This window comes from Rathayibacter sp. AY2B9 (assembly GCF_002931595.1).
Classification (GTDB): Bacteria; Actinomycetota; Actinomycetes; order Actinomycetales; family Microbacteriaceae; genus Rathayibacter.
The window spans coordinates 16,654-40,920 of the sequence record NZ_PSUB01000020.1 but is presented as its reverse complement, the minus strand read 5'-3'; the positions used below and the strand labels follow the sequence as shown (position 1 = coordinate 40,920).

The window sequence follows — 24,267 nt, the reverse complement described above, 5'->3', positions numbered from 1 at the left end:
GGGCTTTCGCGACGAGGGCGGGGCCTCCCCTGCCGGGTGGGCGGGGAGGCGGGAGGTGCCACCGGGCCGGAGAGCTCCGGGCAGCCTTGAAGGCTATACCCGGGCTATGTGCTCCGTCCAGCGGCCGCCGCGATCCGGCGGTTCCCCCCGCCTCCGCCGTCAGCGGACGCGGACCGAGAGGCAGGTGACGCAGCCCTCGAGCTTCTCGAACTCCGAGACGTCCACGGTGAGGACGCGGTAGCCCAGGCTCCGCAGCAGCTCGGCGCTCCGGGGAGCGGAGGCGGCCATCAGGAGGGTGTCGTCGTCGAGGACGACCACGTGGGCGCCCGCCTCCTCGGGCATCGGCAGGAAGGAGGGGAACAGGCGCGGCTCGTCGACGACCGGCTCCCAGCCGATGACCGTGCCGTCGGGCAGCGCGGTCACGGCGCTCTTGAGGTGCAGCACCTTGGTCAGCGGGACCGCGACGACGTCGTACCCGCGGGGGCGGAGGATCGCGCGCAGCTGGGCTACCCCCGCCGCGTCGGTCCGGCCTCCGCGGCCGACGTAGACCGTCGATCCCACCTTGAGGACGTCGCCGCCGTCGAGCGTGCCCGGCTCCTCGATGCGGTCGACCGTCAGGCCGAGGGCGCGGACGGCCTCCTCGGCGCCTGCCGTCTCTCCGCGGCGGGACTCCGCTCCGGACCGGGCGATCACGGCGTGGTCGCCGAAGACGACGACCGCGTCCTCGAGGAAGACGGAGTCGGCGAGTCCGGGCGCCGGTGCGGCCTCGACCGTCTCCCAGCCGGCCCGCTCGAGCAGGTCGACGTACGCCTCCCACTGCTGCTGGGCGCGCTGCTGGTCGACGGGGACGCGCTCGAGGTGGGTGAGCTCGCCCGCCGAGAGGTCGGCGGCCGGGGCCCGGACGATCGCGATGCGGCGGTCGGTGACGACGGCGGCCGGCGCGCCCGTGGTGCGGAGGCGGTTCCAGAGCGCGCGGCCGACGCTCGCCGCCGAGACGGTGAACGCGAGCAGGAAGACGAGGTTGAGTCCGGCGAAGGTCTGGAAGATGGAGGCCCAGACGGCGCCCGTGACGGCCTCGCCGGTGGCGCTGGCTTGGACGAGCGTGCCGAACACGGCTCCGACCACACCCGCGACGAGTCCCGCGAGGGCGGCGCTCCAGGTGCGTCCGAGCATCCCCGCGACGGCGAGGACGAGGACGACCACGAAGCCGAGCACGCTCGAGAGCAGGAAGTAGGCGTTGACCTGCGGGATGGAGCCGGGCTGCAGCTGGTTGCCGATGAAGAAGGCCAGCAGGTTGGCGAGGTGCGCCACGAGCGCGGTCGCCGCGGCGGCGAGCAGCGCGACGAGGATCCGGCGGCCCGTCCCGGGCGCGCGGTCCCGGTTCGGGGCGATCGTGGTCGCGGCGGTCGGGGTGTCGGGAGTGGACGCGGGCGTCGAGTCGGAAGGCACCCGGTGACCCTACGCGCCCCCGCCCGCGCCTCGCCTGTCGATCCCCTAGCAGCCCCCTAAGAGCCGCCCGCCGCAAAGCAGAGCGGTTTCAGCGGCGTCCCGTGCCCAGCGATTCCCGTGACCGGCGACGCCCCCACTCCATGGAAAGCCTCACGTCGTGACGCCGACCACGCCCCGCCGCGCGAGGAGCGGCCGGGAAACCGCCCACCGCAAGGCAGAGCCGACTCAGCGGGAATCGCGTGCCAAGCGATTCACGCGGTCGGCGACGCTACCCGCTCCGCGGAACGCTCCGTGTCGCGAAGCCGACCGCGCCCCGCCGCGCAGGGAGCGGCGGGGAAGACAAGCACCGCAAGGCAGAGCCGGTTCGGCGGGGATCGCGTGCCAAGCGATTCCCGCGGTCGGCGACGCACCCCGCTCTACGGAACGCACCCCGTCGCGAAGCCGACCGCGCCCCGCCGCGCAGGGAGCGGCGGGGAGATCGAACACCACTTCTTCCACCGAGTGACGGGCGCGGAGCGCCCGTCACTCAGTGGAAGAAGTGCCGCTCCCCCGTCGTGTACATCGTGACGCCGGCGCGAGCGGCCGCGTCGATGACCTCGGCGTCGCGGACGGATCCGCCGGGCTGGACGACGGCCTTCACGCCGGCCGCGAGGAGCACCTCGAGGCCGTCGGCGAAGGGGAAGAACGCGTCGGAGGCGGCGACGGAGCCGGGGGCGCGGTCGCCGGCGCGGGTGACGGCGAGGTGGCAGGAGTCGACGCGGTTGACCTGGCCCATGCCGACGCCGACGGAGGCGCCGCCCTTGGCGAGGAGGATCGCGTTCGACTTGACGGCGCGGCAGGCCTTCCACGCGAACTCGAGGTCGAGCATCGTGTCGGCGTCGGCGGGCTCGCCGGCGACGAGCTGCCAGCCGGAGCTGACCTCGCCGGGGCCGCCGATGAAGCGGTCCGGCTCCTGCAGCAGCAGGCCGCCGGAGATCTGCTTGAACTCGCGCTCGACGGGGGCGTAGAAGTCGGGGAGCTGCAGCAGGCGCAGGTTCTTCTTGGTCTTCAGCACCTCGAGCGCCTCGGGCTCGAAGCCGGGGGCGACGAGCACCTCGGTGAAGATCTCCTTCACCGTCTCGGCCATGGCGAGGGTGACGGGCCGGTTCGCGGCGATGACGCCGCCGAAGGCCGACACCGGGTCGCACTCGTGGGCGCGGCGGTGGGCGGAGGCGATGGGGTCGATCGCCTTCGAGCTCGCGATCGCGATGCCGCACGGGTTCGCGTGCTTGATGATCGCGACGGCGGGCAGCACGAAGTCGTAGGCCGCGCGGACGGCCGCGTCGGCGTCGACGTAGTTGTTGTAGGACATCTCCTTACCGTGCAGTTGCGTCGCCTGCGCGATGCCGGTGCCGTCGGGTGAGACGTAGAGGGCCGCCTTCTGGTGCGAGTTCTCGCCGTAGCGGAGGACCTGCTGCAGGGTTCCGCGGATCTCGACCGAGCCCTCGACGCCCTCGGCCGCCTCCTGCCCGGCGAACCAGGCGGCGACGGCGGAGTCGTAGGAGGCGGTGTGCGCGAAGGCGCGGGCCGCCAGGGTGCGGCGCGCGGCGAGCGTCGTGCCGCCGTCGGCGAGGGCGGTCGCGATCCCGGAGTAGTCGGCCGGGTCGACGACGATCGCGACGTTCGCGTGGTTCTTCGCGGAGGCGCGGACGAGGGCCGGGCCCCCGATGTCGATGTTCTCGACCACGGTCGCCGGGTCGGCGCCGCCGGCGACGGTCTCGCGGAACGGGTACAGGTTCACCACGACCAGCTCGAACGCGGCGATGTCGAGCTGCTCCAGCTGCTCGCGGTGCGAGGCGAGCCTCAGGTCGGCGAGGATGCCCGCGTGCACGGCCGGGTGCAGCGTCTTCACGCGGCCGTCGAGCGACTCCGGGAACCCGGTGACGGCCGAGACGTCGGTGACCTCGTGGCCGGCGCCGCGGAGGGTCGCTGCGGTCGAGCCGGTGGAGACGAGCTCGACGCCGGCCGCGGCGAGCGCCGCTCCGAGCTCGAGCAGGCCGGTCTTGTCGCTGACCGAGATCAGCGCCCGGCGGACGGGGACCCGGTCGCGGTCGTCGTAGCTGCTGGGGTCGTGGGCGGTGATGCTCATGCGCGGGCGAGCTCCTCGAGGTCGACGGTTCCGTGGGCGATGTCGAGCACCGTCTGCACCAGCAGGCGACGCTCGATGGTCTTGATGCGCTCGTGCAGCGCGTCCTCGCTCTCGCCGGGGAGCACGGCGAGGCTCTCCTGGGCGATGACGGGGCCCGTGTCGACGCCGGTGTCGATCACGTGCACGGTGACGCCGGTCTCGGTCGCGCCGGCGGCGAGGGCGTCGCGGACGGCGTGGGCGCCGGGGAAGAGGGGCAGCAGGGCGGGGTGCGTGTTGATCATCCGCGGGCTGAGCGCGTCCACCACCACGGGCGGCAGGATGCGCATGAAGCCCGCGCAGACGACGAGGTCGGGCTCCCACTCCCGGATGCGCCGGAGCAGGGCGGCGCCCCACTCGTCGCGCGAGGAGAAGCCGCGCGGCGCGACCGTGAAGGCGGGGACTCCGCGCTCCTCGGCGTGACGGAAGCCCTCGGCGTCGGTGTCGCTGCCGACCGCGACGATGCGGGCGGGGAAGCCCTCGTCGCCGGTGGCGTCCAGCAGGGCGCGGAGGTTCGATCCGCCGCCGGAGAGGAGCACGACCAACTTCAGCACTGCGCAAGTCTAGGGGGACGCCTCCGCCGGCGTCAGCCGCGTCGGCTGCGGCCCGCGGCGAGGCCCAGGCCCGCGGCCAGCGCGAGCTCGAGGGCGGCGACCGCCCCGACGACGAGCGGGTCCGGGCCCACCTGGGCGAGCCGCCCGGGCCCGGCGGCGCCCGCCGAGAACCAGGCGAGGAGCCCGAGCAGCAGGCCGCCGACCACGCCGATCCCGCCGGCCGCGGCGGCGCCCCAGCGCAGCAGCGAGCGTCCGTCGAGCGCCTCGATCACGCCGCGCCGCAGCCGCCATCCCGCGGCGAACCCGGCGAGCAGCGGCACGAGCAGTCCGAGGAATCCGAAGGCCGAGTCCCCTGCGGGCAGTGCGGCGAGGACCGGGATCGACGGGATCGGTCCGAGCAGCGTTCCGGCCGCGCTCACGGAGGAGCCGGTGCCGAGGGCGAAGCCCGGGCCGATCAGCCAGCTCGCCGCGCAGATCACCAGGTTCGGGAGGAACGCGAGCTGTCCGAGAGTGAGGGCCAGGCCGCCGAGAGCCTCGGCGCCGAGGCTCTCGTAGAGCGCGACGACCGAGGTGTAGTGCACGACCAGCAGCACGGCGACGAGCACCGCCGCGACTCCGACCACGCCGGCCGCGGCGAGCGCTCCCCCGCGCAGCGACGCGAGGACGAGCCCGGGCCCCGGCGCGGGGACGCGGTCGAGCGCGGAGGCGGCCAGCTCGCCGAGGGGGTCGGCCTCGTCGCTGCGGGCGGAGTGGAGCGCTGCTCCGACGAGCACCCCCAGCGCGAAGACGAGCGGCGGCAGCAGCGTCCCCTGCAGGGGATCGACGGTGGCGGCCGGGTCCGCGGATCCGAGCGAGACCAGGAGCGCGATCGCCAGGTAGGTCGCGATCGCGACGAGGACGCCGATGGCCCGGAACGGCGACTCCTGGGCGCGGCGGCCGGTGCGCGCGCCGAGCAGCACGGTGAGGAGCGCGAAGGCCAGCGGAGCGATCGTCACCGGGAAGGCGTCCGCGCCTCCGGGCAGCGCGACGGCGAGGGCGGAGTCGGGGGCCAGCGCCGCCTGCAGGTCGGCCCCGTGGCCGAGCAGCCAGGCGTCGGCGGCGACCCGCCAGAACACGCCGAAGTCGACCGTCGTGTCGTACTGCACGGCCCAGAGGACGGTCAGCGGGACGAGCGGGATCGCGATCCCGATCAGCGCCGACAGCGCGGCGTCGAAGGCGGCGAGGAGGGCGACGGTGATCCGGTTCATGGGCCTGACGAGCCTAGCGGCGGCGCGCTCGGAGGCGGGTCAGGGGCGCGCCGCCCGGCCCTCTAGTGTCGGAGCCATGACGGGGACCTCGGACGCACGGACGGAGCGCGGCCTGGACCGCCTCGTGAACTTCTCGGACGCCGTCGTCGCCATCGCCATCACGTTCCTCGTCCTCCCCCTCGTCGACGTGGTCGAGGAGGGCCGCGCGGCCGATCTGGGGTCCCTACTCACCGGGCACTACGGCACCCTCTCCGCCTTCTTCATCACGTTCGCCGTGATCGGGCGGCTCTGGGCGGTCCACCACTCCGTCTTCGAGGGCGTGGCCCGGTACTCGCCCGCGCTCGTCGTCGCGAACTTCGTCTGGCTGGCCGCGGTCGTCCTGCTCCCCTTCGCGGCGAACCTGATCTCGAACGTGCTCGACACCGACGGCAGCGTCATCGCGCTCTACATCGGCACGATGATCGCGGCGAGCGCGGCGACCCTCGCGATGCAGCTCATCGTGCGCCGCGACCCGGATCTCCTGGCCCCGGGGGCGGAGCCGCGGCGCTCCCTCTCGAGGTCGCTGATCGTGATCGGCGTCCTCCTCGCGGCCCTCGTGCTCGCCGTCGCGGTGCCGGCCGTCAACATGTTCGCGCTCCTGCTGCTCCTGCTCTCGGGTCCGATCGAGCGCCTGGTGCACCGCGGGCGCCCCGGGGGACGCGCGGCCCACCGCCGGACGGAGCGCGGGCTCGACCGGCTCGTCAACTTCTCGGACGCGACCGCCGCCATCGCCATCACCGTCCTCGTCCTGCCGCTGGTGCAGCTGGCTCCCGAGGTCGCCCGGGAGGGCGGCGGAGTCCCGGCGCTGCTCGCGGAGCACCTGGACTCGGTCCTCGCCTTCGCGCTCTCCTTCGCGGTCATCGCCGTCTTCTGGATCCCCCACCACCGCGTCTTCGAGATCGCCGGGGACTACGACGGCGCCCTGGTGTGGCTGGACCTGCTCTGGCTGGCCGCGCTGGCGTTCTTCCCGTTCTCGACGAGCGCGCTGGCGCTGTTCCCGGACTCCCGGGCGACGACCGGGCTCTACATCGGCACGATGGCCGCGATGAGCGGGGCGCTGGTCCTGATCGAGCTGCGCCTCTCCCGGCACCCGGAGCTCAGGCGGCCCGGCGCAGGGCCCCTGCCGCTCGCGCCCGCCCTGCTGCCCTTCGCGCTGCTCCTCGTCGCACTGGCGCTGGCGCTGCTGATCCCGTCGGTCGGGCTCTGGTGGCTGCTCCTGCTCCTGCTGCAGCGGCCCGTCCGGGCACTGCTCGCGCGGCGCTGATCCTCAAGCGCCGGGCGTCCAGCCCAGCTGCGGGGCGATGCGCTCGGCGACGGCGCGCAGGATGCGCCGGTGCGACTCCACCCCGCCGACCGCCGGGAGCGTCACCGTGAGCGCGTCCGCCTCCGCGAGCGCCGGATCCGCGGCGAGCGATGCGACGATCCGCTCCGGGCTCCCGACATGGAGGGGGCTGAAGCGCATCGGGGCGGCGATGATCGACCGGTCGGCCGTGCGGGGGCGGCCCACGTCGTCCATCCGCGCGAGGTAGCCCTCGATGAAGGGGCGGTGCGCCTCCTCGTCGGCGGCGTCGAGCAGCGGCAGCACGATCCGGCCCGCCGTCACCCTCGACGTGCGCCCCGGGTGCGCTGCGGCGAAGGCCTCGCGGTAGGCGCGGATCTGCACCGCCTGCTGCTCGGCGAACGGCAGGCCCGTCTCCTCCGTGTTGAGCGTGGACACCTGCAGGTGCATGCCCTGCTCGCCTGCCCGGACCGCGGAGGACACCGTGCCCGCCCCGTACCAGAGCCGGCCGGCGAGGCCGGGCGCGTGCGGCTGCTGAACCAGCGGAGCGCCGACCGGGACCGACATCAGGGCCGACTCCGCGACGCCGAGCACGGCGCCCGAGAGCGCCTCGCGGAGTCGCGCGATGCGCTCCTGCGCCTCCTCGCGGAAGTCGCGCTCGGCCTGCCCGAACACCCCGTCGAAGACGGAGGAGAGATGCGCGAAGCCGCTGCTGACGCCGAGGTCGAGGCGTCCGCCCGAGAGCAGGTCCACGGTCGCGGCGTCCTCGGCGAGGCGCACGGGCGACTCGTAGCGGGCGCCGATGACCGCGGTCCCGAGGCGGAGGCGGCGGGTCCGCTGGGAGGCGGCCGCGAAGAAGGTCATCGGAGACGCGAGGTAGCGCTCGAAGTGCCGCACGCGGACCCAGCCGGTGCCGTAGCCGAGCTCCTCGGCGAGCTCGAGCAGGGCCAGCCCGTCCTCGAGGCTCCGCGCGGCGTCGCCGGGCTGCTCGGGGCCCTCCGGGTACGGCACGAAGGTCAGCAGGTCGAGTCCGAGGCGGCGTGTCACGCTGCGACGCTACTCCGGCCGGACCCGCCCCGACGACGGAACGGACGGCGCCGCCCGCCGGAGCAGGGGCACCGTCCGTTCCGACGGTGGTGCGGGGAGGACGGGCTCTAGAGCGCCGCGTAGACCTCGCGGAGCAGGGCGGCCGTCTCGGACGGCGTCTTGCCGACCTTCACGCCCGCGGCCTCGAGGGCCTCCTTCTTGGCCTGCGCGGTGCCGGCCGAGCCGGAGACGATGGCGCCGGCGTGGCCCATCGTCTTGCCCTCGGGGGCGGTGAAGCCCGCGACGTAGCCGACGACGGGCTTCGTGACGTTCGCCTTGATGAAGTCCGCGGCGCGCTCCTCGGCGTCGCCGCCGATCTCGCCGATCATCACGATCGCCTTCGTCTCGGGGTCGGCCTCGAACGCGGCGAGCGCGTCGATGTGCGTCGTGCCGATGATCGGGTCGCCGCCGATGCCGATGGCGGTCGAGAAGCCGAGGTCGCGCAGCTCGTACATCATCTGGTAGGTCAGGGTGCCCGACTTCGAGACGAGGCCGATCGGGCCCTTGCCGGTGATCGTCGCGGGGGTGATGCCCACGAGCGACTCGCCCGGCGTGATGATGCCGGGGCAGTTGGGGCCGATGATCCGGGTCTTGTTCCCCTTCTCCTGCGCGTACGCCCAGAACTCCGCGGAGTCCTGCACCGGGATGCCCTCGGTGATGACGACGAGGAGGCCGATCTCGGCGTCGATCGCCTCGATGACGGCGTCCTTCGAGAAGGCGGGCGGCACGAACGCGATGGAGACGTCGGCGCCGGTGGCCTCCATCGCCTCCTTCACGGTGCCGAAGACGGGGAGCTCGACGTCGCCGTGGGTGACGGTCGTGCCGGCCTTGCGGGCGTTGACGCCGCCGACCACGTTCGTGCCGGCCTTGAGCATCAGCGCGGTGTGCTTGGTGCCCTCGCCGCCGGTGATGCCCTGGACGATGACCTTGGAGTCCTTGGTGAGGAAGATCGACATGCTTGTTCTCTGATTCCTTGAGTCGTCGGGTCCGTTACGCGGCGGCGAGTTCGGCGGCCTTGTCGGCGCCCTCGTCCATGGTCGCGGCGAGCGTGATGAGCGGGTTGGCGGCGGCCTGGAGGATCGCGCGGCCCTCCTCGACCTTGTTGCCGTCGAGGCGGACGACGAGCGGCTTCGTGGCCGAGTCGCCGAGGATCTCGAGCGCCTGGAGGATGCCGTTGGCGACCGCGTCGCACGCGGTGATGCCGCCGAAGACGTTGACGAAGACGCTCTTGACCTGCTCGTCGCCGAGGATCACGTCGAGGCCGTTCGCCATCACCTGGGCGGAGGCTCCGCCGCCGATGTCGAGGAAGTTGGCCGGCTTCACGCCGTTGTGCCTCTCTCCGGCGTAGGCGACGACGTCGAGGGTCGACATGACCAGGCCCGCGCCGTTGCCGATGATGCCGACCTCGCCGTCGAGCTTCACGTAGTTGAGGTCGTTCTCCTTGGCCTTCGCCTCGAGCGGGTCGGCGGCGTCCTTGTCCTCGAGCGCGGCGTGGTCCGCGTGGCGGAAGCCGGCGTTCTCGTCGAGCGAGACCTTGCCGTCGAGCGCGACGATGTCGCCCTCCTCGGTGAGCACGAGCGGGTTCACCTCGACGAGCGTGGCGTCCTCGCCGGTGTAGACGTCGTACAGCTTCACCAGGACGGGCGCGACCTTGGCGATCAGCTCCTCCGGGAACTTCGCCGCGCGGGCGATCTCCTCGGCCTTGGCCTGCTCGATGCCCCGGCCGGGGACGACCTCGACGCGCGCGAGGGCGTCGGGGCGCTCGACGGCGAGCTGCTCGATCTCCATGCCGCCCTCGTAGGAGGTGAGCGAGAGGTAGGAGCGGTTGGCCCGGTCCAGCAGCACCGAGAAGTAGAACTCGCGGTCGATGCGCGCACCGCCGGCGACCATGACGCGCTTGACGACGTGGCCCTTGATGTCGAGGCCGAGGATCGACTGCGCCGCGGCGAACGCGTCCTCGGGGGTCTTCGCGACCTTCACGCCGCCCGCCTTGCCGCGGCCGCCGATCTTGACCTGCGCCTTGACGACGGTGACGCCGCCCAGCTTCTCCGCCGCGGCGCGCACCTCCTCCGGCGTGTCGGCGACGATGCCCGGGAGCACGGGGACGCCGTACTTCTCGAACAGATCACGGGCCTGGTATTCGAAGAGATCCACGCTGCATTCCCATTCCGCGCCGAGCGCGCTTGCGTTTCGAGTTCGAGGTGGCCCGGACGACGCCGGAGTCTCGGCACTGTCCCTGGGCCGCGCCGAGTCTACTCCGCACCCGCCGGGGGCTTCCCGTGCGGTCGCTCCGCGCCCGCCGGACGCCCGCCGGGGGCACCGGCTCCTCATCCGCCCGCCGCTCCCGCGTAGCGTGGAGCCATGTCGTCGGCCTCCCGCACCCCGGACGTCTTCCGCGAGGGCGTGTTCCTGCTGGCGGGCGCGCGCGCGATCCTCCTCCAGATCGCGCACCCGGCGGTCGGGCAGGGCGTCGCCGACCACTCCGACTTCGTGCACCGGGCCGTGAACCGCCTGCACGGGACGCTCTCCTACCTCTACGTCCTGCACTACGGCACTCCCGAGGACGTGCGCGCCGTCCGCCGCCGCGTGAACAGGGCGCACGTGCCCGTGCGCGGCCCCGGCTACACGGCCTTCGACCCGGAGCTGCAGCGCTGGGTCGCGGCGACGCTCACCCAGTCGATGCTGCAGCTCTACGAGCGCGCCTTCGGCGCGCTGAGCGAGGAGGAGGCGGACGACATCGTGCGCCGCTCCGTCGTCGTCGGCGCGGCCCTGCAGATGCCCGCGGACCTCTGGCCCGACTCCCGCACCGCGTTCGACGCCTACTGGGAGCGGGAGCTGGAGCGCCTCGACGTCACGCCCGCGGCCCGCCGCGTCGCCCACGACCTGCTGGGCCCGAGCATCGCCGCCTGGTACCTGCGCCCGCTCGGCCCCTACCTCCGCCTGATCACCGCCGGCCTGCTCCCGGCGGCGCTCCGCGAGCCCTTCGGCTTCCACTGGACCGCACGGCAGGAGGCGCGGTTCGAGCGGGCGCTCTCGCGCACCTTCGCCGTCTACCGCCTGCTTCCCGCGATCGTGAGGACGGCGCCCAGCCGCTACTACCTCGCCCGGGTCCGACGCGACGCTCAGAAGCCGGCCACGACCTCCCAGCCCGCGTAGGCGGCGAGCTCCAGCCCGAGCGCCTGCGCGGCCGCACGCGCCTCGTCGATCCCGCGCTCGTCGCGCACGTCGACGGTGACCGGCACGCTGTCGCCGAACCCCGCGATCTCGACCCGCGCGCTCGTCGGACCGCTGTAGAGCGGGACGTGCGCGTCCGCGGTCCGCGCGCCGACCACTCGCGAGCCGGTCGCCTCCGCGATCACCGCGAGGGCGAACGGAGCCGTCACCACCGCATCCGTGTAGAGCGTCGCCTCGCCGCGCATCGCGCCTCCCGTCGTCCGACCCGCGGAACCGGGCCGCAGCAGTCCGACTGTAGGCAGCCGCCCGCGCCTCCCGCACCCCCTTCCGCTCGGCGCCGGGATGCGCACTCCCCGCCCGTCCGTGCTGAACATCCGGTGCGGATCGCTCGACGCGGCCGCCCGGCGGATCTACGGTGAAGCACCCGGCATCCGCCGCGGCGGTCAACGACGACTGGAGCCTTGATGAGCATCACCGAACCCCGCACGGCCGAGGCCCCCGCCGCTCCCCCGCCCGCCGCCGGCTTCGGCACCCTCTCCGTCGCGGCCATCCTGGCGGAGGCGGCGCGGCGCACCCCTGACACGATCGCCATCCGCGTCGGCGAGCAGGCCGTCGACTACACGACCCTCTGGCGGCAGACCCGCGCCTACGCCGGAGCCCTGCGCGCCCAGGGGATCGGACCGGGCGACCGCGTGGCCCTGCTCGTCCCGAACGTCCCCGACTTCCCCCGCGGCTACTTCGCCGTCCTCGCGCTCGGCGCCGTGGTGGTCCCCGTGCACGCCCTGCTCAAGCACGACGAGATCGCCTACGTCCTGCGCGACTCCGGAGCCGTCGCGCTCGTGTGCGCCGCTCCGCTGCTCGCCGAGGGGGCCGCCGGAGCGGACCTCGCCGACGTTCCCGTGCTGAGCGTGATGGTGCCCGACGGCACCGCCTCGCCCCTACCGCGCCTGGAGGACCTCGCCGCGGAGGCGACCCCGATCGACGGCTACGTGCCCCGCTCCCCCTCCGACACGGCGACGATCCTCTACACCAGCGGCACCACCGGCCGCCCGAAGGGGGCGGAGGGGACGCACTTCGCGATCGTCTCGCAGTCGGACGTGCTGCTGATGAACACGTTCGACCTGCACCGCGGCGACGTGGTGCTCGGGGCGCTGCCGCTCTTCCACACCTTCGGGCAGGTCTGCGCGATGAACACGGCCTTCCGCACCGCCGCGACGGTCGTCCTGGTGCCGAAGTTCGACGGTGACGCCGCGCTCGAGGCGATGATCGCCCACGGCTGCACGGTCTTCGAGGGCGTGCCCACGATGTACGTCGCCCTGCTCGACGCCGCGACCCGGCGCGAGGACCGGCCGCCGCTGCGCTACGCGGTCTCGGGAGGCGCCGCGCTGCCCGTCGCCGTGATCGAGCGCTTCCGCGAGGTGTTCGGCGTCGAGATCTACGAGGGCTACGGGCTCACCGAGACCTCCCCGGTCGCCACCTTCAACCACGTCGGAGTCCCGCCGCGGCCGGGCACGGTCGGCACGCCGATCTGGGGCGTCGAGGTCGAGGTCGCCCGCCCCGACGTGACCGACCGAGTCGAGCTGCTCCCCCGGGGCGAGCTCGGCGAGATCGTGGTGCGCGGGCACAACCTGATGAAGGGGTACCTCGGCAACCCGGCGGCGACCGCGGAGGCGGTGATCGACGGCTGGTTCCGCACCGGCGACCTGGGCACGAAGGACGAGGAGGACTACATCCGCATCCTCGACCGCACGAAGGACATGATCATCCGCAACGGCTACAACGTGTACCCGCGCGAGGTCGAGGAGGTGCTGATCGGGCACCCGGCCGTGCAGAACGCGGCGGTCTTCGGGATCCCGGACGAGCGCCACGGCCAGGAGGTGATGGCCGCGGTGATCCTCGCCCCGTCGGCGACCGCCACCGCGGAGGAGCTGATCGCCTACGCGAACGAGCATCTCGCCGCCTTCAAGTTCCCCCGCCGCGTCGAGTTCGTCGACGCCCTCCCGCTCGGGCCCAGCGGCAAGATCCTCAAGCGGGAGCTCGTCGCGCGCTACGCCGGCTGACCACTTCCGCGAGATGCCGCTCGGGTGAGCCCGCCACGGCGTACCGCGCACCGGAGCGGCATCTCGCGGACGGCGACCAGAGGGCACACGGGAAGGGACGGACGTCAGCCGAGCAGGGACCAGACGGTCCCGGCGAGGACGGTGCCGACCGCGGCGCCCGCGAGGACCTGAGCGGGGGTGTGCGCACCGAGGCGCACCCTCGACCAGAGCACCCAGAGGACGATGGGCACGCTGATCAGCAGGGAGAGCGGTCCGTAGGCGATCAGCACGACGACGGCGCAGGTGGCGACCACCGCCGCGTGCCCGGACAACTTCCAGACCAGGTTGACCACGCCGACGGCGAGCACCACGGCCACCGTCACCACGCCGAACGTGGTCACCGCGGCAGGAGCGCCGAGCACGGCGAGCAGTACCAGGCCGGCCGCGATCGACACCAGCGCCAGCGCGATCGGCAGCGCCCGCTCGCGCCGGTCGGGCACGTGATGGTCGCCGTGGATCCGGCCGGTGCGCATCAGCAGGCGGATGACGAGGTAGGGCACCACGCCGACGAAGAGCGCCGCGAGCGCTCCCCAGGCGACGCCGAGCAGGGGCGGATCCGCGACGCGCGCGCCGACCACGACCGGCACGAGCACCGCGAGGACCGCCGGGGAGAACACCTCCGTCGCGAGCCGCGCGGCCGCCGATCCGGCCGCCACCGGACTAGATCTTCTCGATCGGCGCGACCTTGATCAGCAGCTTCTTCGCGCCCACCTGGTCGAAGAGCACGTGCGCGACGCGCTTCGAGCCCTCGCCCGTCACCGCGTTCACGCGCCCCTCACCGAAGTCGGTGTGCCGGATCCGGTCGCCCGCGATCAGCTCGAGGTCGCCGTTGTCGCGCACCATGCCGGTGATCCGGTTCGGGAACTCGCCCTTGGCCTTCGGCGCCGCGGCGAGCGCCTCCCGGAACTCGGTGTTCGATCGCGACTTGCCGAAGCCGGGCCGCTGAGCGTTCAGGGCCCGGGGCTGCGTGCCGCCGCGCGAGGTCGCCGCGCCGGGCGACTGGCGCCACTGGATCAGCTCTCCGGGGATCTCCTGCAGGAACCGGCTCGGCATCGCGACCGACGTCTCGCCGTACTGCGCGCGGGTCATCGCGAGCGAGAGGTAGAGGCGCTTGCGGGCCCGGGTGATCCCCACGTAGAACAGCCGCCGCTCCTCGGCCGGGCCGCCGGGCTCGTTCGCCGAGATGCGGTGCGGGAGCAGGTCCTCCTCGATGCCGGTGAGGAACACGGCGTCGTACTCGAGGCCCTTCGCCGTGTGCAGCGTCATCAGCGAGACGGTGCCGGAGTCGTCGTCGAGGTCGTCGGCCGCGGCGACCAGCGAGACCTCGGTGAGGAAGTCCACGAGCCCGCCGTCCGGGTTGTTGCGCGCGAACTCCTTGGTGACGGCGATGAGCTCGTCGACGTTCTCGGCGCGGGCCTCGTCCTGCGGGTCGCGGCTGGCGCGGAGCATGTCGAGGTAGCCGCTGCGGGTGAGGAGCGCCGTCAGCACCTCGTGCACCTTCGCCTCGCCGCCCTCCCGTGCGGGGTCGAGCATCAGCGCGCACTCGTCGAGGAGGGTTGCGAGGTCGACGATCGCCTTCGTCACCTTCGGGCCCATCCCGAGCGAGCCGGCGTTGCGCATCGCCTCCCGCAGGGTCACCGCGTTGGTGTCGGCGAACGACTGCAGCTGCGCCTCCGTCGCGGGGCCGATGCCCCGCTTCGGAGTGTTCATGATGCGCCGCAGCGCCAGCACGTCGGCCGGATTCGCCACCGTGATCAGGTACGCCAGTGCGTCCTTGATCTCGGCGCGCTCGTAGAACTTCGTGCCGCCCAGGATCCGGTAGGGCAGCGCGGAGCGGATGAAGATCTCCTCCAGCGCGCGGGTCTGCGCGTTGGTGCGGTAGAAGACCGCGATCTCGTCGTAGCCCGTGCCCGCCGCGTGCAGGCGGGCGATCTCGTCGACCACGAACTGCGCCTCGTCGTGACCCGAGTACCCGGTGTAGCCGACGATCTTCTCCCCGTCGCCGCTGGAGGACCAGAGGTTCTTCGCGCGACGGTCGAAGTTGTTGGAGATGACGGCGTTGGCCGCCGAGAGGATGTTCTGCGTCGAGCGGTAGTTCTGCTCGAGCAGGATCACGCGGCAGCCCGGGAAGTCGCGCTCGAACTCGACGATGTTGCGGATGTCGGCGCCGCGGAACGCGTAGATGGACTGGTCCGAGTCGCCGACGACGGTGAGCGAGGCCCCCGGGATGGAGCCGTCGGCCGTGACCGGTCCGCGGTAGGGGCGGTCGAACTGCGCCGCGGCCATCGTCGCCGGCGGCACGGGCCGGGTCAGCTCGTGGATCAGCGAGTACTGGGCGTGGTTCGTGTCCTGGTACTCGTCGACCAGCACGTGGCGGAAGCGCCGCTGGTACTTCGCGGCGACGTGCGGGAAGGCGCGGAAGAGGTAGACGGTCTGCGCGATCAGGTCGTCGAAGTCGAACGCGTTCGCCCCCTCGAGCGCCCGCGAGTAGGCCCGGAAGACCTGGAGGAACATCTCCTCGTTCGGGTCGCTGAGGTTCGCGGTGCGGGCGTAGGAGTCGACGTCGGCGAGCTCGTTCTTGAGCTTGGAGATCTTCGCGGAGGCGCTCGCGACGCTGATCCCGAGCGAGTCGGCCTCGAGGTCCTTCACGATGCGCTTGAGCAGGGCGCGCTGATCGCCCGAGTCGTAGATCGTGAACGACTTGGTCATGCCGAAGTTCTCGGCCTCGCGGCGCAGGATCCGCACGCACGCGGAGTGGAAGGTCGAGATCCACATCCCCTCGGCGCTCTGCCCCACCAGCTTCTCGACGCGCTCGCGCATCTCGGCCGCGGCCTTGTTGGTGAACGTGATCGCGAGGATCTGGCTCGGCCAGGCCTCGCCGTTGCCCAGGAGGCTCGCGATGCGCCGGGTGAGGACGCTGGTCTTGCCCGAGCCCGCACCCGCGACGATGAGCAGCGCGTCTCCGCGGTACTCGACCGCCTCGCGCTGCTGGGGGTTCAGCCCCGCGACGAGCTGCTCGTGCGCCGGGTCGGTGCGGGGCGCGTCCCCGGGGCCGCCGGGGGGACCGACGATGACCGGGGTGGCGCGGGAGTCGCTCGGATCGAAGAGGAAGCTCATGTCCCTCCGAGTGTAGATCGCCCCTCCGACACCGGGAGCGGTCAGGCGGTCCGCTGACGCGGCGCGGGAGACGTGAGCGCCCCGCCGACGTCCAGTCCGCGCCACGCGAGGGAGAAGCCGAGCACGGCGAGCGCCGACGTCGACACCGCCAGGAGCTGCAGGAGCGCGAAGGCGGTGAGGTCCTTCGTGTCGTCGGGGTAGTACTGGATGCCCTGGACGGCGAGCGCCGCGAGCAGCACCACCACGATCACCGAGCACACCAGGAGCAGCCGGTTCACCCCGCGCCGCGCGGGCCTCTTCGGCGCTCGGCCCACCTGGGCCCTGGTGGTCAGCCACGCGCAGGCGGCGGAGGCCGAGGCGAGCGCGACGAGGTCGGCCCCGAGGACGTCGCTCGCCCGGTGCCAGGAGGCGGCCATCGTCAGGTTGCCGACCAGCACCACGACCGCGCCGCCCAGCGCGAGCACGACGGTCCGCGCCCGCCCGGGCACGACCATCGCCAGGGCGAAGACCACCGAGACGGCCGCCGCGGTGTGCCCGCTCGGGAAGCTGCCGCCGGTGTACCAGGAGTCGGTGTCGACCAGCTCGGGCCGCTCGAGGACCACGTTCTTGAGCAGCTGGGTGAGCCCGGCCGTGACGACGATCGAGCCGACGGAGGCGACGGCGAGCGCCGGGCGCCTCCGGATCAGCGCGATCGCCGCGACGAGCAGGGCGCCGACGACCATGGAGAGCGGGGTGACGTCCGCGAGCGCCCCCGCGGCGGCGCCGGTGGCGCGGCCGAAGACGAGGTCGGCGCCCCGGAGCCCCGAGTTCTCGACGCCCTGGCCCTGAGGGGTGAGCACGGCGAGCCAGTAGACGACGGCGACGCCGATCACGGCGAGGACGGCGGTGGTGATCCAGCGGCGGGTGATGCGCTCTCGGGTGGACACGGGGCCTCCTCTCGAGGGTCGGGCGGGCGGTGGTGAGCCGATGATGCCAGCGCAGCCTCCGCGTCCGCTCGGCACGCGCCGGAGGAGCGCCCGATCACGATCCGGATTCAGCCGCGGAGCAGACGCTCCTGCTCGGCCGCCCGCGCCTCGATCGCCAGATCGGGCTGGTCGGCGAAGACGCCGTCCACTCCCGAGCGGAGGATCATCGCGAACTCCTCCTGCCAGCCGCCGTACTCCGCCGGGTCCTTCCCGCGGCGGTGCACCTTCTCGAGGAATCGGTTCTCGGCGCGCAGCGTCCAGCAGTAGACCTCGAGCCCGGCCGCGTGGGCGTCCTCGACGAGCGGACCGGTCCCCGTCGCCCGGCCGGCCGCGTCCCGCGAGAAGAGCATGCTCTTGTCGACGCTGATCCCGTCGACGGCTCCGGCGAGGTTCCGCAGTCCCGCCGGCGTGGTGAAGGCGGAGTAGGGGGCCGCGTCGGCGCCGTGGGCGGCCACGAGGTCGGGCGGGGCGCCCCGCGACTCGAGCAGGTAGATCCGGCGGGTGCCGACTCCGCTCACCGCGAGCCGCTCCAGCACGGTCTTCTCGAAGCTCTCGATCGTGAGCCGCGGGTCGCGCGGACCCCAGCCCGCGGCGGCGAGCTCCTCGCGCAGCAGCACGTCCAGCGGCAGCCCGATCCTGGCGAAGTACGTCGCGTGCTTGATCTCGGCGACGAGCCCCGGCGGAGCGAGCGGATCGTCCTCCGCCGCCCGGTCCAGCAGCGCCAGCAGCTCGCTGAAGCGCAGCAGCGGGAACTGGCCGTCGAACGTGGCGCTGGAGCCGCGCACCGCCGGCAGCCGCTCGCGGGCCCGCAGCTCCGACAGCTCGTCCCAGGTGAAGTCCTCGGTGAACCAGCCGGTGATCTCGCGGCCGTCGATCCGCTTGGTGGTGCGGCGTGCAGCGAACTCCGGGCGCTTCTCGACGTCCGTCGTGCCGGAGATCTCGTTCTCGTGGCGGAGGACGAGCACGCCGTCGCGGGTCGCCACCAGATCGGGCTCGAGCGCATCGGCGCCCAGCGCGATCGCCAGCTCGTAGGCGGAGCGGGTGTGCTCCGGTCGGTAGCCGCTCGCTCCGCGGTGGCCGATGACGAGCGGTGACTGGCGCGCGGGCATGCCGCGATCCTACGGGCGGCTCTGCACGGCTCGCAGCGGAGTCGAGGTCCGCTCGAAGAGAACAGCCAGACTCTGAGAGGTGCTCTCAGATAAGGTGGTGTCCATCGTCGCAGTCCTCTCGGATCCGCGGCGCACCCCGCACAGACAGCGACTCAGATCCGCGAGTTCCCTCGGAGACCAGCGCACCTGAGAGAAGAGGAACCATGGCAAGCAACAATCCGGCCTTCGGACGCCCGGAGTTCAGCAACCGCGGCTACGCCGGCCGCGTGCAGGACCTCCCGGACGTCTCCCCCGGCACGCTCGACCAGATGTACTCCCGTCCGGCCGCCGGCTCCGTCGAGACCGACCGGATGACCGTCGAGGACACCCTCGCCAAGACCGCCCTCGCCTTCGTCGTGCTCCTCGCGGGTGCGGCCGTCGGCTGGTTCGTCCCGGGCCTGATGCTCCCCGCCGTGCTCGTCGCGCTGGTGCTGGGCATCGTCAACGCGTTCAAGAAGCAGCCGTCGCCCGCCCTGATCCTCGGCTACGCCGCGACCCAGGGCATCGCGGTCGGCGCGATCTCGAAGTTCTTCGAGAGCGCGTACGCCGGAGCGGTCGTCCAGGCCCTCATGGCGACCGTCATCGTGATCGGCGTCACCCTGGCGCTGTTCATGAACGGCAAGATCCGCACCTCGCCGAAGCTCAACAAGATCTTCTTCATCGGCATGATCAGCTACGCGGTGTTCTCGCTGGTGAACCTGGGCCTCGGCCTCTTCGGCGTCGGCGGCGGCTTCGGTCTCCGCACCGGCTTCATCGGCATCGTGATCGGCCTCATCGCCGTCGCGCTCGCCACGTACTCGCTCGTGATGGACTTCGAGTTCATCCAGCAGGGCGTGCGCAACCGCCTCCCCCGCATCTACGGCTGGACCGGCGCCTACGGCATCCTGGTCACCGTCGTCTGGATGTACCTGGAGATCCTGCGCCTCGTCGCGATCTTCCGCGAGTAGCACGGCGCACCACGTCCGACGGGCGCTCGACCTCCGGGTCGGGCGCCCGTCGTCGTTCCCGGCCCCACCGCCGTTCCCGGTGCACTGCCGGGAGCGCCTGGCACGATGGAGGGATGAGCGCCGCAGACTTCCGGATCGTCGGCCTCGACGTCGCACGCGGCCTGGCCGTCCTCGGCATGTTCGCCGCCCACCTCGCCCCCGTCGAGAGCGAGATGCTCTGGAACGGCCGCAGCTCCGTCCTCTTCGCCGTGCTGGCGGGAGTGTCGATCGGGCTGATGACGGGCGGCGCGCAGCGCTCCTCGCGGCCCTGGCACGACACGGGATCGATCCTGCTCCGCGGGCTGTACCTGCTCGTCATCGGCGTCGCTCTCACCCTGCTCGGGACGCCGATCGCGGTGATCCTGCCGCACTACGGGGTGATGTTCCTCGTCGCGGCGCTGCTGCTCTTCCTGCCGCGGGCGGTCCTCGCCGTGCTGGTCGCGGTCGCGGCGATCGCCGGGCCCCTCGCGGTCGACGCGCTGACGAGCGCCGGCGGCTCCTGGCTCTCGACCCTGTCGCCCGACGAGGCGCTCCTGGCCGCGCAGCCCCTCACCTGGCTCACCCAGTACTACCCGGTGCCGTCGTGGCTGGCGTACGTGGTGCTCGGCCTCCTGATCGCGCGCTGCGACGTCCGGTCCGCGACCACCCAGCGCTGGGTCGTCGTCGGCGGCGCCGTCTCGGCCGTGCTCGGCTACGGCGGCGGGCTGCTGCTCGGGGGTCCGGAGGCGGTGGAGGCGCACGCCAGCACCACCGCCGAGCTCCTCGGGGCGGGCGGGGTCGCCTGCGTGGTCCTCGGCGCGCTGACGGCTCTGCTGCAGCGGCTGCCGCTCCTGGCACGGGCGGCGACTCCGATCGCGGCCGTCGGTGCGATGCCGCTGACGATCTACTCGCTGCAGCTCGTGGCGCTGGCGGTGTACCTGGTCCCGTACGAGCCGTTCGACTTCGAGGCGTGGCGCAGCTGGACGCTGCTCGGCGTCTTCGTGGTCGGCTCGATCGTCGCCGCTCTCCTCTGGAGGCGGCTCGTGGGGCAGGGCCCGCTGGAGTGGCTGCTCGCGCGCGCGTCGCTGCGGCCTCGGGGTCCGCGCGCGGCGCTGGGTTAGGGTGGCCGGATGATCACGCGTCGCGAGGCCGCTCAGCGCCTCGACATCCCCCTCGAGATGGCGACGCGGCACGGCATCCCCACCCGTCTGTCGGAGGAGGAGCTCGCCGCCCTCGAGCAGGATCCGCCCGCCTGGCTCGTCCAGTCGCGCGCGAACCGCACCGGCAGGCGTCCCGTGTGGGTGACCCTCGACTGCGCCGTCTGCGGCCGCTCCGAGGCCGCCCGCCCGAAGAAGTGGTGGCCCGAGTTCACGTTCCTCGTCTGCGAGGACCACTCCCCCGCCTCCTGGCCGCACCACCCCGAGGGCCACCGCCGCGACGAGTACGACGGCATCGGCACCCGCTTCATCGGCGTGCTCGACACCCCCGCCTGACCCGCGCTCGCGCGCCTGCCGCCCTCCGCCTGCGCCCCGACGCCCGGACCGCCGCGCAGACCCGCGTTCCCCGACCACCCGGCAGGAGCTCGCTTCTCGGCCGGCACCCCCGGAACATCCCCGCAGGGCCTCGGACCCCTGACCGCCACTCGATACGCCTCGCGAGGAACCGGTCGCCCCTGAGCGATCCCCCGGCCTCACCGCGGCCACCCGTTCCCTGAACAGCCACCGGAGCTCGTTCCCCGACTTTGCACCCCGGGAACGGCCCGCAGGGGCTCGTTCCCCACTGCCTGCACCCAGGAACGGCCCCGCAGGGGCTCGTTCCCCTCTACCTGCACCCGGGAACGGCCCCGCAGGGGCTCGTTCCCCCACACTCTCCCCTCAACAAGGAACGGCCCCCTCGACGGGAGCCGTTCCTGACGTTCCGCGGGTCTCCGCGCGGTCAGCTGCAAGGCGGAGAAGGGCGAGATACCGGAGGTATCGCAACCGCCGACAACGCCGCAGATGACCGTGCGGAGACCCGCGGAATCACTCCCACTCGATGGTGCCGGGGGGCTTGGACGTCACATCCAGCACCACCCGGTTCACGCCGCTCACCTCGTTGGTGATGCGGTTGGAGATTCTGGCGAGGAGGTCGTAGGGCAGGCGGGTCCAGTCGGCGGTCATCGCGTCTTCCGAGGAGACGGGGCGCAGGACGATGGGGTGGCCGTAGGTGCGGCCGTCGCCCTGGACTCCGACGGAGCGGACGTCGGCGAGGAGGACGACGGGGCACTGCCAGATCTCGGTGTCGAGGCCGGCGGCGGTGAGCTCGGCGCGGACGATGGCGTCGGCGTCCTGGAGGAGGTCGAGCCGCTCCTGGGTGACCTCGCCGACGATGCGGATGCCGAGGCCGGGTCCGGGGAAGGGCTGGCGGCCGACGATGACCTCGGGGAGGCCGAGCTCGCGGCCGATCGCGCGGACCTCGTCCTTGAAGAGGGTGCGGAGCGGCTCGACGAGGGCGAACTGCAGGTCCTCGGGGAGTCCGCCGACGTTGTGGTGGGACTTGATGTTGGCGGTGCCGGTCCCGCCGCCGGATTCGACGACGTCGGGGTAAAGCGTGCCCTGGACGAGGAAGTCGATCGTCTCGCCCTCGCCCTGCGCTTCGAGCACGAGCGCTTCGGCGGCGGCCTCGAAGGTGCGGATGAACTCGCGGCCGATGATCTTGCGCTTCTGCTCCGGGTCGCTGACGCCGGCGAGCGCGTCGAGGAACTGCTCGCGCGCGTCGACGGTGACCAGGCGGACGCCGGTCGCGGCGACGTAGTCCTCCTCGACCTGGCGGCGCTCGTCCTTGCGGAGGAGTCCGTGGTCGACGAAGACGCAGGTGAGCTGGTCGCCGATGGCACGGTGCACGATCGCAGCGGCGACGGCGGAGTCGACTCCGCCGGACAGGCCGCAGATGACGCGTCCGGTGCCGACCTGCTCGCGGATCACGGCGACCTGGTCGTCGATCACGTTGGAGGAGTTCCAGTCGGCCGGGATGCCCGCGGCGCGGTGGAGGAAGTTCTCGATGACGGCCTGGCCGTAGGCGGAGTGCTTGACCTCCGGGTGCCACTGCACGCCGTAGAGGCGGCGCTCGTCGTTGCCGAAGGCGGCGACCGGGGTGGAGCTCGTGGAGGCGAGGACCTCGAAGCCCTCGGGCGCCTGTGCGACCGAGTCGCCGTGGCTCATCCACACCGTCTGGTCGGCGGGCTGCTCGCCGAGGAGCACGCCACCGTCGGTCGAGACGGCGGCGTCCGTCGCTCCGTACTCGCGCAGCCCCGTGTTGGCGACCTCGCCGCCGAGCGTCTTCGCCATCACCTGGAAGCCGTAGCAGATGCCCAGGACCGGGACCCCGAGGTCGAAGATCGCGGGGTCGAGCTGCGGGGCGCCCTCCTCGTACACGCTGGAGGGGCCGCCCGAGAGGATGATGCCGACGGGCGACTTCGCGGCGATCTCGGCGGCCGTGGCGTTGGAGGGCACGATCTCGGAGTAGACGTTCGCCTCGCGGACCCGGCGGGCGATCAGCTGCGCGTACTGCGCGCCGAAGTCGACGACGAGGACGGGCTGCGCGGCCAAGTGCGGCTGGGGAGCGGTGGGCTGCTCGCTAATGGGGGGCCTCCACGGAGTCGGTCGGGGTCTTCGGGTCGGTGCCGGCGGTCCGGCGCTCGAGGTACTGCTCGACCTCGCGGGCGATGCGGGTCTCGACGAAGAAGGAGAGGGTGGGCACCACGCCGCCGAGCGCGATGAGCACGAAGCGCGTGAACGGCCAGCGCATGAGGCTCCACAGGCGGAAGTCGGCGAAGAGGTAGACGACGTAGAACCAGCCGTGCGCGATCAGGATGCCGGTGGACAGGTTCGCGCCGGTGCCGCTCGACGTGAACTCGCCTCCGGGCACCTCGTACATCGGGGCGAAGTGCAGGACTCCCTGCTGGCCGAAGGCGAACAGCTCGAGGTGGAAGACGTACTTGAGGAGCATCTCCGCGCAGAGCAGGAGCAGCATCACGCCGGTGATGATCGAGGTCACCCGGTAGAAGCGCAGCGCGCTCCGGATCGCAGGGAACTGCGCGGGCTTGGGCTCGAGGGGCATGACGACCAGTTTACGGTGCGGGGGCGGGGGCCTCGGCCCGGTCGCCCAGGTCGGCGCGGGCGCGCTCCTCGGCGTCGAGCGCCTCCTCTGCCTCGCGCTCCCACGCGTCCTTGACGAGGCGGAACCAGAGGTAGAGGGCGAAGCCGGCGAAGACGACCCACTCGATCGCGTAGAAGACGTTGAGCCAGTTCAGCGAGACGTCGCTCACGCGCGCCGGGGAGTCGATGGCCCCGAGGCCGGCGACCGGCTCGTCGACGACGACGTAGCCCTGGTAGACGTCCTGCGGCGGGTCCGGCCAGCGGTTGATCAGCGCGGGGACGGAGAGCGCGGTGAGGGTGGCGGGGTCCAGGCCCTCCGCCGGCACCTCCGCGGCCTCGTTGGCCACGAGGCGGCCGGTGAAGGAGGAGGGCGCCTGCTCGCTCCCGCTGTTGAGCGCGTCCGCGACGGACTGCCCCTGCGCCTCGTCCTGCGTCCAGCCGTAGGCGAGCACCAGGTCGGCGTCGGCGGTGCGGGTGCGGGCGATGACCCACCAGCCCGGCTGCTCGCCGTTCAGGCGGCCGCCGAGGATCTCGGCACCGCCCGGCACGAAGACGGACGAGCCCTCCACGCGCTGTCCGTCGGCGGTCGCCGTGATCGAGCGGGAGGGGGTCGCGACCTCGGCGAGCGGGAGCGTCGTCTCCGACACTCCGGAGTCGGGCGCGGCGGCTTCGACCGCGCGGCCGACCTGCCACTGCCCGAGCGCGGCGAAGAGCCCGGCGATCAGGAGTGCGAGCGCCAGCGCGGCGATCCAGCGCGGGCGCCGGGCCACCTGCCCGACCGTGCTCTGCGTCATTCGTCCCTCGTCCGCCCTCGATCCGTGCGGTGTCCCGCGGGCCGGATCGAG

The 24,267-nt window shown here is 72.8% G+C and carries 21 protein-coding genes; 6 read left to right on the top strand and 15 right to left on the bottom strand.

The window, feature by feature from the left end:
- Positions 1–159: 159 nt before the first annotated feature.
- From ddaH to C5C25_RS14965, 4 genes are all read right to left on the bottom strand, one after another.
- Positions 160–1,449: a dimethylargininase gene (ddaH, locus tag C5C25_RS16965; RefSeq protein ID WP_308470801.1), complete on the bottom strand. Its 1,290-nt coding sequence runs from the start codon at positions 1,447–1,449 to the stop codon at positions 160–162.
- Positions 1,450–1,975: 526 nt separating this feature from the next.
- The gene (purH, locus tag C5C25_RS14975) at positions 1,976–3,577 is read right to left on the bottom strand and encodes a bifunctional phosphoribosylaminoimidazolecarboxamide formyltransferase/IMP cyclohydrolase (protein ID WP_104251068.1); all 1,602 of its coding nucleotides are present in this window, start codon (positions 3,575–3,577) and stop codon (positions 1,976–1,978) included.
- Positions 3,574–4,167 (bottom strand): phosphoribosylglycinamide formyltransferase, encoded by a 594-nt coding sequence (purN, locus tag C5C25_RS14970; protein ID WP_104251067.1) that lies wholly within the window; start codon positions 4,165–4,167, stop codon positions 3,574–3,576. Before purN ends, purH begins: the two co-directional genes overlap by 4 nt.
- Before the next feature lie 32 nt (positions 4,168–4,199).
- Positions 4,200–5,414, bottom strand: coding sequence for a DUF6350 family protein (locus C5C25_RS14965; RefSeq protein WP_104251066.1), 1,215 nt, complete (start codon positions 5,412–5,414; stop codon positions 4,200–4,202).
- A gap of 76 nt (positions 5,415–5,490) precedes the next feature.
- On the opposite strand from C5C25_RS14965, the gene C5C25_RS14960 reads away from it, so the two are divergent.
- Entirely contained in the window at positions 5,491–6,717 is a 1,227-nt protein-coding gene (locus C5C25_RS14960) for a TMEM175 family protein (RefSeq protein WP_181133710.1), read from the top strand.
- 3 nt (positions 6,718–6,720) lie between these two features.
- Here the strand turns inward: C5C25_RS14960 and C5C25_RS14955 are convergent, their stop codons facing one another.
- The 3 genes from C5C25_RS14955 to sucC form a co-directional block, all read right to left on the bottom strand.
- The gene (locus C5C25_RS14955) at positions 6,721–7,779 is read right to left on the bottom strand and encodes an LLM class flavin-dependent oxidoreductase (RefSeq protein WP_104251064.1); all 1,059 of its coding nucleotides are present in this window, start codon (positions 7,777–7,779) and stop codon (positions 6,721–6,723) included.
- Between the two features lie 107 nt (positions 7,780–7,886).
- A complete protein-coding gene (gene sucD, locus C5C25_RS14950) occupies positions 7,887–8,774 on the bottom strand; it encodes a succinate--CoA ligase subunit alpha (protein WP_104224929.1) in 888 nt (295 codons plus the stop codon).
- Between the two features lie 34 nt (positions 8,775–8,808).
- Positions 8,809–9,972 carry an ADP-forming succinate--CoA ligase subunit beta gene (gene sucC / locus C5C25_RS14945; RefSeq protein ID WP_104251063.1) on the bottom strand — a complete coding sequence of 388 codons (1,164 nt, stop codon included), beginning with the start codon at positions 9,970–9,972 and terminating at the stop codon, positions 8,809–8,811.
- A 207-nt stretch (positions 9,973–10,179) separates the two neighbouring features.
- Between sucC and C5C25_RS14940 the strand changes: the two genes are divergently transcribed.
- Complete coding sequence (locus tag C5C25_RS14940) at positions 10,180–10,974, top strand: oxygenase MpaB family protein (RefSeq protein WP_104251062.1); 795 nt, start codon at positions 10,180–10,182, stop codon at positions 10,972–10,974.
- Here C5C25_RS14940 and C5C25_RS14935 read toward each other — a convergent pair.
- Positions 10,941–11,237: a hypothetical protein gene (locus C5C25_RS14935; protein WP_104224926.1), complete on the bottom strand. Its 297-nt coding sequence runs from the start codon at positions 11,235–11,237 to the stop codon at positions 10,941–10,943. The genes C5C25_RS14940 and C5C25_RS14935 overlap by 34 nt on opposite strands.
- A 219-nt stretch (positions 11,238–11,456) precedes the next feature.
- On the opposite strand from C5C25_RS14935, the gene C5C25_RS14930 reads away from it, so the two are divergent.
- Positions 11,457–13,052, top strand: a complete 1,596-nt coding sequence (locus C5C25_RS14930; RefSeq protein ID WP_104251061.1) for a long-chain fatty acid--CoA ligase — start codon at positions 11,457–11,459, stop codon at positions 13,050–13,052.
- Between the two features lie 104 nt (positions 13,053–13,156).
- On the opposite strand, the gene C5C25_RS14925 is transcribed toward C5C25_RS14930, so the two are convergent.
- The 4 genes from C5C25_RS14925 to C5C25_RS14910 form a co-directional block, all read right to left on the bottom strand.
- Positions 13,157–13,747, bottom strand: coding sequence for a phosphatase PAP2 family protein (locus C5C25_RS14925; protein WP_104227299.1), 591 nt, complete (start codon positions 13,745–13,747; stop codon positions 13,157–13,159).
- Positions 13,748–13,751: 4 nt separating this feature from the next.
- A complete protein-coding gene (locus C5C25_RS14920) occupies positions 13,752–16,208 on the bottom strand; it encodes an ATP-dependent helicase (RefSeq protein ID WP_104251060.1) in 2,457 nt (818 codons plus the stop codon).
- A 41-nt stretch (positions 16,209–16,249) separates the two neighbouring features.
- Positions 16,250–17,134: a phosphatase PAP2 family protein gene (locus C5C25_RS14915; protein WP_104224743.1), complete on the bottom strand. Its 885-nt coding sequence runs from the start codon at positions 17,132–17,134 to the stop codon at positions 16,250–16,252.
- Between the two features lie 107 nt (positions 17,135–17,241).
- Positions 17,242–18,282: a glycerophosphodiester phosphodiesterase family protein gene (locus tag C5C25_RS14910; protein ID WP_104251059.1), complete on the bottom strand. Its 1,041-nt coding sequence runs from the start codon at positions 18,280–18,282 to the stop codon at positions 17,242–17,244.
- 203 nt (positions 18,283–18,485) lie between these two features.
- On the opposite strand from C5C25_RS14910, the gene C5C25_RS14905 reads away from it, so the two are divergent.
- The 3 genes from C5C25_RS14905 to C5C25_RS14895 all read left to right on the top strand — a co-directional run bounded on the left by C5C25_RS14905 (position 18,486) and on the right by C5C25_RS14895 (position 20,779).
- Positions 18,486–19,268, top strand: a complete 783-nt coding sequence (locus tag C5C25_RS14905) for a Bax inhibitor-1/YccA family protein (RefSeq protein WP_104224741.1) — start codon at positions 18,486–18,488, stop codon at positions 19,266–19,268.
- Positions 19,269–19,381: 113 nt separating this feature from the next.
- Positions 19,382–20,407 (top strand): DUF418 domain-containing protein, encoded by a 1,026-nt coding sequence (locus C5C25_RS14900; RefSeq protein ID WP_104224740.1) that lies wholly within the window; start codon positions 19,382–19,384, stop codon positions 20,405–20,407.
- Positions 20,408–20,416: 9 nt separating this feature from the next.
- Complete coding sequence (locus C5C25_RS14895; protein ID WP_104224739.1) at positions 20,417–20,779, top strand: DUF5997 family protein; 363 nt, start codon at positions 20,417–20,419, stop codon at positions 20,777–20,779.
- A gap of 528 nt (positions 20,780–21,307) precedes the next feature.
- On the opposite strand, the gene guaA is transcribed toward C5C25_RS14895, so the two are convergent.
- From guaA to C5C25_RS14880, 3 genes are read right to left on the bottom strand one after another with little or no spacing between them, the layout of a single operon-like run.
- Positions 21,308–22,873: a glutamine-hydrolyzing GMP synthase gene (gene guaA / locus C5C25_RS14890; protein ID WP_104251058.1), complete on the bottom strand. Its 1,566-nt coding sequence runs from the start codon at positions 22,871–22,873 to the stop codon at positions 21,308–21,310.
- A gap of 28 nt (positions 22,874–22,901) precedes the next feature.
- Complete coding sequence (locus C5C25_RS14885; protein ID WP_104234169.1) at positions 22,902–23,384, bottom strand: DUF3817 domain-containing protein; 483 nt, start codon at positions 23,382–23,384, stop codon at positions 22,902–22,904.
- A gap of 10 nt (positions 23,385–23,394) precedes the next feature.
- The gene (locus tag C5C25_RS14880) at positions 23,395–24,216 is read right to left on the bottom strand and encodes an SURF1 family cytochrome oxidase biogenesis protein (protein ID WP_104251057.1); all 822 of its coding nucleotides are present in this window, start codon (positions 24,214–24,216) and stop codon (positions 23,395–23,397) included.
- Positions 24,217–24,267 lie beyond the last annotated feature (51 nt).

Bases quoted from the DNA above. Each gene is read 5' to 3' on its own strand.
- C5C25_RS14900 (WP_104224740.1), top strand. From the start codon at position 19,382: ATGAGCGCCGCAGACTTCCGGATCGTCGGCCTCGACGTCGCACGCGGC.
- C5C25_RS14880 (WP_104251057.1), bottom strand. From the start codon at position 24,216: ATGACGCAGAGCACGGTCGGGCAGGTGGCCCGGCGCCCGCGCTGGATC.
- C5C25_RS14960 (WP_181133710.1), top strand. From the start codon at position 5,491: ATGACGGGGACCTCGGACGCACGGACGGAGCGCGGCCTGGACCGCCTC.
- sucD (WP_104224929.1), bottom strand. From the start codon at position 8,774: ATGTCGATCTTCCTCACCAAGGACTCCAAGGTCATCGTCCAGGGCATC.
- C5C25_RS14910 (WP_104251059.1), bottom strand. From the start codon at position 18,282: ATGCCCGCGCGCCAGTCACCGCTCGTCATCGGCCACCGCGGAGCGAGC.
- C5C25_RS14930 (WP_104251061.1), top strand. From the start codon at position 11,457: ATGAGCATCACCGAACCCCGCACGGCCGAGGCCCCCGCCGCTCCCCCG.
- purH (WP_104251068.1), bottom strand. From the start codon at position 3,577: ATGAGCATCACCGCCCACGACCCCAGCAGCTACGACGACCGCGACCGG.
- C5C25_RS14965 (WP_104251066.1), bottom strand. From the start codon at position 5,414: ATGAACCGGATCACCGTCGCCCTCCTCGCCGCCTTCGACGCCGCGCTG.
- C5C25_RS14935 (WP_104224926.1), bottom strand. From the start codon at position 11,237: ATGCGCGGCGAGGCGACGCTCTACACGGATGCGGTGGTGACGGCTCCG.
- C5C25_RS14895 (WP_104224739.1), top strand. From the start codon at position 20,417: ATGATCACGCGTCGCGAGGCCGCTCAGCGCCTCGACATCCCCCTCGAG.
- C5C25_RS14940 (WP_104251062.1), top strand. From the start codon at position 10,180: ATGTCGTCGGCCTCCCGCACCCCGGACGTCTTCCGCGAGGGCGTGTTC.
- C5C25_RS14905 (WP_104224741.1), top strand. From the start codon at position 18,486: ATGGCAAGCAACAATCCGGCCTTCGGACGCCCGGAGTTCAGCAACCGC.
- C5C25_RS14885 (WP_104234169.1), bottom strand. From the start codon at position 23,384: ATGCCCCTCGAGCCCAAGCCCGCGCAGTTCCCTGCGATCCGGAGCGCG.
- C5C25_RS14920 (WP_104251060.1), bottom strand. From the start codon at position 16,208: ATGAGCTTCCTCTTCGATCCGAGCGACTCCCGCGCCACCCCGGTCATC.